6 protein-coding genes are annotated in these 4,394 nt (G+C 64.4%); 3 read left to right on the top strand and 3 right to left on the bottom strand.

The genetic code is table 11. The annotated features are described in order from the left end of the window. Positions 1-602, top strand: a 602-nt coding sequence (locus tag O7A61_RS31135) for an RNA polymerase sigma factor (RefSeq protein WP_337133015.1), incomplete at its 5' end; no start/stop codon positions are given. 213 nt (positions 603-815) lie between these two features. On the opposite strand, the gene O7A61_RS31140 is transcribed toward O7A61_RS31135, so the two are convergent. Continuing rightward, positions 816-1,421, bottom strand: a complete 606-nt coding sequence (locus O7A61_RS31140) for an NADPH-dependent FMN reductase (protein WP_140712396.1) — start codon at positions 1,419-1,421, stop codon at positions 816-818. A gap of 90 nt (positions 1,422-1,511) precedes the next feature. On the opposite strand from O7A61_RS31140, the gene O7A61_RS31145 reads away from it, so the two are divergent. Then, positions 1,512-1,880: a winged helix-turn-helix transcriptional regulator gene (locus tag O7A61_RS31145; RefSeq protein ID WP_224570514.1), complete on the top strand. Its 369-nt coding sequence runs from the start codon at positions 1,512-1,514 to the stop codon at positions 1,878-1,880. A 490-nt stretch (positions 1,881-2,370) separates the two neighbouring features. On the opposite strand, the gene O7A61_RS31150 is transcribed toward O7A61_RS31145, so the two are convergent. Together O7A61_RS31150 and O7A61_RS31155 are read right to left on the bottom strand one after the other, a co-directional pair. After that, the gene (locus tag O7A61_RS31150) at positions 2,371-2,766 is read right to left on the bottom strand and encodes an acyl-CoA thioesterase (protein WP_337133017.1); all 396 of its coding nucleotides are present in this window, start codon (positions 2,764-2,766) and stop codon (positions 2,371-2,373) included. Between the two features lie 117 nt (positions 2,767-2,883). Then, a complete protein-coding gene (locus O7A61_RS31155; protein WP_337133018.1) occupies positions 2,884-3,825 on the bottom strand; it encodes a phosphoribosylaminoimidazolesuccinocarboxamide synthase in 942 nt (313 codons plus the stop codon). Between the two features lie 204 nt (positions 3,826-4,029). Between O7A61_RS31155 and O7A61_RS31160 the strand changes: the two genes are divergently transcribed. Continuing rightward, a partial coding sequence (locus tag O7A61_RS31160) for a GMC family oxidoreductase N-terminal domain-containing protein (protein WP_337133019.1) occupies positions 4,030-4,394 on the top strand: 365 nt, incomplete at its 3' end.

Raw genomic sequence — 4,394 nt, forward strand, 5'->3', positions numbered from 1 at the left:
TCGGCCGCTCGCTGGCGGCACTGATGCCGGATCAGCCCGAGGTGCAGGGGCTGGTATCGCTGATGGAGTTCAACGCTTCCCGCTTCGCGGCCCGCACCGGCGGGGCGGGCGACCCGATCCTGCTGCTCGAGCAGGATCGCGGCCGATGGGATTGGTCGCTCATCCGGCGCGCCCTCGACGGCCTGAACCGCGCCATGGCCCTGACATCAGCGCCTGGACCCTATCTGCTGCAGGCGATGATCGCGGCCTGCCATGCCCGCGCGGTGACTGCCGCCGACACCGACTGGATCGCGATATCGGCCTACTATCAGGCGCTTGCGCTCACGGCCCCCTCCCCCATCGTCGAAATCAATCGCGCCGTGGCGGTCGGCATGGCGTTCGGCCCGGCACAAGGCCTTGCCATCGTCGAGGCGCTGAAGGACGAGCCACGCCTGAAAGACTCGCATCTCCTGCCCACGGTGCGCGGGGATCTCCTGCAGAAGCTCGGCCATCAGGCGGAAGCCAGCGCCGCGTTCCGCCACGCCGCCAAATTGACCGGCAACGATAGGGAACGCGCCCTGCTGCTCGCCCGCGCCACGGCGGCAGCCGATCGCGACCTTTAGCTGTCCGTTCGCCGCCAGTTGGGGCCGCTCGGGCAGGTTGGCCCTCAGCACGTCCGGTGACAGTTCACTTCCTAGCGTCCGCCGCAACGCCACGCGGTTCGTTTGGTGCGGCGCGGCGTTTCAGGCCCAGCCGCAACTTCTTTGCAAGAATCCCAACGAAAAAAGGGCGGCGCAAGCACCCGTAGCCTTGGGAGGACAATCCGATCCGGCGGATCAGGCCGCCTGGGCTTCCCCGGCGATAGCATCGGCGGCACGAGCGGCCTTCAGCACCTTGGCCCACCAGGCGACGTCGTTGACCAGCGCGGCGGCGGCCTGATTCAGGTGCTCGAGGTCTTCGAGCTTCTTCTCGCCCTGGCGGACGGCAAGGAAATCGCCCCAGGCGATATGGACGGCGGACTTGACCGGCGCCATCTGCAATTCTACGGCGTGGAGACGAAGCTGTTCGACAGCGCGCGAGCCACCGACACTGCCATAGCCGACAAAACCGGCCGGCTTCTTGTTCCACTCGTTGGCGGCGTAGTCGATGGCGTTCTTCAGCACGGCAGTCGGGCCGTGATTGTACTCGGCGGCGGTGAAGATGAAGCCGTCGAATCCGGCGACCTTCTTCTGCCAGCGCTGAGCGACTTCGTTCTGCGACGGCGCCCAGGCGGAAGACGCGACCTCATCGAAGAAGGGCAGCGGAAAGTCGCGCAGGTCGACGATTTCGACATCGATATCGGCATGTGCCTTGGCGATCTTGGCGATCCACTGCGTCGGCACGTCGGCGAAGCGGGCGGCGCGCGTCGAACCGATGACAATGGCGATTTTGGGCTTGGACATAAGGGGCTCTCCTTGCGGGAATTTTTGGTATCGTTTGGATACCGGCGCTATATGTGATACTGAGAAACCGGCGCGCAAGGAGGCACGTTTTTGTTACTGAGGCACCCGCATAACACCGAGGACTGCCGGGCAGTGTCGGAGATCCTGCAGCGCGTCGGCGACAAATGGACCGTGCTCGTGGTCGGCAAGCTTGGCGGCGGACCGCTGCGTTTCAACGAGTTGCGCGCGGCCGTCGGAGGCATCTCGCAGAAGATGCTGACCACCACCTTGCGCGGCCTGGAGCGCGACGGCTTCGTCACTCGCAAGGTGTTTGCGACCATACCGCCACGCGTCGACTACGAGCTGACCGAGCTTGGCCACGAGTTGCTGGTCCCGGTCGGCGCGCTCGGCGAATGGGCCCGCAAGAACACCCAACGTGTCCAGTCGGCGCGCGCCAGATTCGACGAGATGCAAGCCTGAAGTCCTTGCGCGGCAAGGAGTCCGGAGTTTCGCACCGAGCGGCGCTTCGCGTTTGCAGGCGAAGTCATGGTTCCCTGAACGAGAAGTCCTGGTTCGCCGAAGATATCCGGGAATTTTGTCCATGGCGCTCAGGTGTGCTCACGCGCGTGGCGGTGACCACATTCCAAAGGCAGCCGGTCAGGCTCTTCGGGCCATGGCCCCGCAAGGCGTCGGGCTGCAGATCGCGCACGTCGCCCTCCGCTCCTTCACACCAGCCGTGTCACGCAGACAGGCGGTGCGCCCAAGGTCCTGTTTGACTTCGGCATAAGCGGTTATGGCGAGCAGGCAGGCGAGCGCGGCGAGAGCCACCGCCAGCCAGCCGTTCAATAGGTGTTGACGCATTGTCTTCCTCCGGCGCTGCAGAATTGGCCGTGGAGGCAACGGCAGGATGTCGCTGAACGCATCGCTCCGCTCGGGCGATGTTACAAATGTCCGGATTGGCGGTGTCGAATCAGCTTTCGGTTGGAACGGCCTTCGGCTTGCCCTCGCCGTCCAGCGCCACCATGATGAAATCGGCGTGCGTGACTTTTTCCATCAGGTCGGAGAGATAACGTTGCGCCCAGGCCTCGACCTTGAGCGTCATCGAGGTGCGGCCGACACGTTCGACATGAGTGTAGATGCACAGCGTGTCGCCGATCTTCATCGGCTTGGCGAAGGACATTTCCTTGACCGCCGCCGTCACCACGCGCCCCCTGGCGCGCTCGGCGGCACGGATGCCGCAGGCAAGGTCCATCTGCGCCATCACCCAGCCGCCGAAAATGTCGCCCGCGGCATTGGCGTCCGAAGGCATGGCCAGCGTGCGCAGCGTCAGGTCTCCGATCGGCCGTCCATCCGCGTACTGCACCATGCGAGAAATTCCTCGATATCGATTGCCTGCGATCCCGTAGCGTCACGGCGCGGACGCGTCAACGCGCCACTGGACCGCCGACGCGCACCGGGCATCGGGGCAAAGCCTGCTTGGCGGCTAGAAGAAGCGCGCTAGATTTGAGCGGATACGGTCGAGAACGGTGTCGCCGCAAAGGTCTGGCACGAATGCCTTGCCGGTGATCGCCTCGTAGGCCTGGGCATAGACGCTGGACGCCTGTCCGACGATCTCGTCCGGAATCCTCGGGATCGGGTCCTTGTAGGGATCGCAGCGCGCCGTCACCCACGAGCGAATGAAATCCTTGTCGAAGCTCTCCGGTCGCGTGCCATCAGCCAGCGCCTGTTCGTAGCTCCTGGCGATCCAGTAGCGGCTGCTGTCGGGCGTGTGGATTTCGTCGGCGAGAATGATCGTCCCGTCCTTGTCGGTACCGAATTCGTATTTTGTGTCGGCAAGGATCAGGCCGCGCTCTGCGGCACGCGCCTGGCCGCGGGCGAACAGTTTCAGGGCGTAACTCGAAGCTGTGTCCCACTGCTCCTGCGTAAGAAGACCCTGCTCGATGATCTCGGCCCTGGACAGCGGCTCGTCATGGCCCCCATCCGCGGCCTTGCTGGTCGGCGTGATGACCGGCTCGGCCAGCTTCTCATTGTCGCGCAGGCCGTCCGGCAGGCGCATCCCGTACATCTCCCGTTCGCCGCGCCGGTAGCGGGTCAGGATCGAGGTGCTGGTGGTCCCGGCCAGATAGCCGCGAACGACGATCTCGACCGGCAGGATGTCGAGCCTCGTGCCGACGACGACGTTCGGGTCGGGATATTCCAGCACATGGTTCGGACAGATATCGGCCGTTTCCTCGAACCAGTACCGCGCCGTCTGCGTCAGTATCTCTCCCTTGAACGGGATCGAGGTCAGGATGATGTCGAAGGCGCTGAGACGGTCGGTGGCGATGATGATGCGCCTGCCGTCGGCAAGGTCGTAATTCTCGCGGACCTTGCCTTTGTAATAGCCCGGCAGTTCGGGAATGAAAGCATCCGACAGGACACGCATGGGTTCTCCTGCCTTGCGCAGAGTGGCCGATGCCCTCGCATAGTCCGTCGACCCCATGCATATCAAGCGTGATTGTCGGTATTCCCGGCAACCCGGCTGGATATACCAGTCGCTTTTTTCACAACCGATGCCGGAAGGCCCGGCGACTTGGCGGACCAGCCGCGCCTAGGCTGGTGCCACATTCAGGAGCCACCGACGTCCACCATGCAGACCTACGATTTCATCATTGTCGGCTCCGGCTCGGCCGGCTCCGTCCTGGCCGACAAACTGTCGGCCTCGGGCCGCTTCTCGGTTCTGGTGCTGGAAGCCGGCGGCAGCGACCGGCGCTTTTACGTGCAGATGCCGCTCGGCTACGGCAAGACCTTCTTCGATCCCACCGTCAACTGGAACTACAAGACCGAGCCCGATCCCGGCCTCGGCGGCAATGTCGATCACTGGCCGCGCGGCAAGCTGCTCGGCGGCTCGAGCTCGATCAACGCCATGGTCTGGATCCGCGGCGCGCGCGAGGATTTCGACGACTGGCGCGCCGCCGGCAATCCCGGCTGGGGCTATGACGATCTGTTGCCGGC

The organism is Mesorhizobium sp. Cs1321R2N1, from assembly GCF_037179725.1.
Lineage (GTDB): Bacteria > Pseudomonadota > Alphaproteobacteria > Rhizobiales > Rhizobiaceae > Mesorhizobium > Mesorhizobium salmacidum.

Excerpts from the sequence above, each read along its gene's own strand:
- O7A61_RS31140 (WP_140712396.1), bottom strand. The coding sequence starts at position 1,421 with ATGTCCAAGCCCAAAATCGCCATTGTCATCGGTTCGACGCGCGCCGCC.
- O7A61_RS31150 (WP_337133017.1), bottom strand. The coding sequence starts at position 2,766 with ATGGTGCAGTACGCGGATGGACGGCCGATCGGAGACCTGACGCTGCGC.
- O7A61_RS31155 (WP_337133018.1), bottom strand. The coding sequence starts at position 3,825 with ATGCGTGTCCTGTCGGATGCTTTCATTCCCGAACTGCCGGGCTATTAC.